At 53.7% G+C, this 3,178-nt stretch carries 1 protein-coding gene and 1 pseudogene; both read right to left on the bottom strand.

Translation table 11 applies throughout. The features are described 5' to 3' along the window. Positions 1-1,780, bottom strand: a 1,780-nt coding sequence (locus ACIREA_RS29345; protein WP_397385871.1) for a hypothetical protein, incomplete at its 3' end; no start/stop codon positions are given. Positions 1,781-1,786: 6 nt separating this feature from the next. Beyond that, positions 1,787-3,178 (bottom strand): annotated as a pseudogene (locus tag ACIREA_RS29340) (hypothetical protein); the annotation flags it as partial.

Genomic DNA, 3,178 nt, shown 5'->3' with positions numbered 1-3,178 from the left:
CGGCAACACGCGGGCTGTCGTGAATAAGAAGTCGTGGGTGATGACACTGACCGTTCGCGCTCCAAAGCATGGCGGCAAGATCGAAAGCGAGGACTTTAAGCGCTGTCACTGCCGCCCCGGAAGTTTGAAGGTCAAAAAGACCGTCCGCATCGAACTCCAAGCGTGCTCCAGCACCTTTGTCAGTCAGTTGTTTCAAAGCGGATCGGTAGTTGTCGGCAAAGGCATTGCGCTCCTGCCATCGGGCCTTCCGGATAGCTTTCTGCCTTGCGGTGGATTCCTTGATTTTCTCGCTCAGTTCGGAGAGTTGGCGCTGGCACTCGTCGAGGTTGGACTGGCGAGTTGTTGCAGGCTGCAGGACTTCACGGTCGGCTCTCAGTGATGCCTCCAAAGTCGCGATTTTGCCCTGAAGCAGATTGTAATTTTTCAAGGTTTCATCGCGCACTTCGCGCATTTGCACTTCCTTCTCTCGCAGGAAAAGGATGCGACTCTCTGCGTCGCGCAGTTCCTGTTGCTCCTCCGCAAGGGCTTCTTGAAGATGATCTTGTTGCTTCTGAATCTCCGCAGCCATCTGTGCCGCAGTAAAGCTGATTGCGGTTGCTTCAGCTTCCTCGTAGAGCGGGCAGAGTCCCTTCACATCGTCGCGTTTTTTGGCGCAAATTCCCTGCGGAATGTTTTTTGTAGCAAGGGCCGCTGCCTTGGCGGTGATCAGTTCTGCATCCCTTTCGCTTACTCGCTTCGCGATCTGTTTTATACGTTTTGTGGCACTTTCCACGGCTTTATCGCCTTTGGCCAAATCAGTGATGGCGTGCTCCAGATCGGCCAAAGCACTGCTCAAATTGATTTTTTCAAGGTCTTCCTGTAGTTCCTCTAAACGTGATTGCTTTTCTTTGACCAGCTTTTCAGCCTTCGAGATGACAAGTGGTCCTGCAAGAGCATCGCTTTCAGGTCCGACCACACGAGCGAGTGGTTCACAGGCGGCTCTTGCCGAAGCTTCGAGATCTGGCTCCTGCTTCTTCCAGGCATCCTTCTGTATTTCTAGCTTTGCGCACTTCTGCATCTCCTTCCATTCGTCGTCTTCCAGCAGTTTCAGTACGAGGCGCATGAGGATGTGACGGTTTGCTTTGTCAGGTACAGTTTGTGAATTGCCGCTCGTTGTTGAACGCCATGATTCCACACGCTGTAGGGCGGCTTCCTGATCCCGTGCCAGCCATGCCAGGAGATCGGTGAACTTGATGTTGTCATTGGCGCCTGGGAATTGCTGCCGAACCAAGGGGCTTATTGTCAACCGACTCAACTCCTCGAAAAACTCGCTTTTGGCATTGGGTTCTGGCCAGCCCTCACCTTGTACCTGGTTGATCGCGGCACCACAAACCGCACGATGATCGTTGCTCTGGAAAAATGCCCGCCCGATGGTCCAAGGGACGCCATCCAATTCGACGTGCAAAAGTGCCCACCCAGTTGGAAATGCCAGCGCAATGGCGGTCTCCGTTTCTTCAGTGCCAAAGTGCGCTTCGCCAAGCAACCATCGGATAATGCGACAGAGGGTCGTTTTGCCTGCTGAGTGGCCAGCAAGTCGTGGTCCACCCTGCCGCGCTTCCTTCACCTTTGGATCGGCCCAGATGATGTTGAGTCCGGGATGAAACTCCACCCTGCGAATGGGTTCAATGGCATCCAGGGACGACAGAAGCCGCACTTCACGCAAGTGAATGACCGGGTGCTTCCGATCTGTGGCGAACGGCCACCGCCGTCTCGTTTCATTGGAATCGAACCAGTTGTCCATAATTTTTTAGGCTGCAGCCAGCAGGAGGTTGAACAGAACAGGGAAATGTTTTTTGGTTTCCGCGATTTTGTGCTCAACCAGTGCAGTCGGAGCTGACACGGCTAAACGCAGGGCAATGAAGGCGTCGATCCTTAACCATTCATTATCGACGAAAGTTGCTTCTGTCGCAAAGCTGACTCGGTCTCGCCAACGAATGAGAGTACCATTGCCGAGCTGGTGCAGCAATGCAGCTGCTGCATCGGAGAAGCGATGTTTTTTTGGAAATCCTTCAGCCCATGCTTTCCACGGTTCACCTGTATGCCCCTTGAGTGCGGTGCGACGTGCCTCTGACTCGGAGAGGATTTCCAAGGCATGCAAAAGTCGTCCAGCCTCCACTCCATCAGGTAGGAATTTTGTGATCAAGGGCAGCAGGAGAGGGAAATAATCTTCCGACTTGAAGGCCGGGCGCAGGCCGGCTGGCAGACGTGGATCATGAGTGACTCGCACATCAGCAGGCGGGAAAGAAAGTGCCGCATTCTGAAATGCACGGCTTTCGGCTGCGCAAAGGGCCAGCTCATCATAGTATTGGAGGATGGTTTCTTTGGTGCGGTAGTGGCCGTGTTTGGCTTCGTCTTTGCGCTTCACGATGGGGAAGGTGTCCATGATGTAGCTGACGGCATGGCGGGGCGTGTAGAAGGCGCGGGTGAGGGCTTCGGGCTGTTGCTGCCATTCGCTCTGGGGGCCGAGATAGAGGTGGAAGAAGGCTGCGTCCAGCTCGCACCGGATGAGGAAGCGCCGCTCCTCGTCCCACTGGAACGGCGGCCCGCTCCACCCGCAGTCAGTCGCGAATGCTTCCAGGTCCCACGCCGTGTAGGTTAGCTCTAGAATGCGTGGGAGAATCCAGTCTCGCAGTGTTGTCTGACTTCGCAGTTCTGAGTTCAGATTGTTTGCCCATCGACAGGTATGTGAAAAGTTAAGCGGCCTGACTAACGGAAGCTGTTTCATGATCCCGTATGTCAGATGTGTCCCCGATACCTTTTGTCTGGCCGCATAGTCAAAAATGAAAGAAGTTAAATTCGCGAACAGCGTATCTTTCTTGTGCGGGTTGCGAACTCCTAAACAAGGCATGGAGACTGTCGCTGCAGTCTCGGGTATTGCTGTAGCAATACATGTCCGAGCGTCGGTTGAGCGAGCAATATCGCGATAGCCAATCAGCCACCCATTCTGATTCCCGTATCGCTCAATTGTTTCATCAAACTTCTGTCGTGTGACCCAATAGCGGGGTTTTGCTACTTCAAAGGGATCCAAAAGCTCATCCATAGTAGTCTCACGAGCCCATCCCTTATGGACCTCTTCGGAAGGCACGCCTTCAAATGTAGCAAAGCGATGGTTGAAATGGTGAAACAGTTTGGGTTCGTA

Source organism: Prosthecobacter sp. (genome assembly GCF_044373815.1).
Taxonomy (GTDB): Bacteria; Verrucomicrobiota; Verrucomicrobiia; order Verrucomicrobiales; family Verrucomicrobiaceae; genus Prosthecobacter.
The sequence above is the reverse complement of the archived record's forward strand: the minus strand, read 5'-3'. Positions and strand labels throughout refer to the sequence as shown.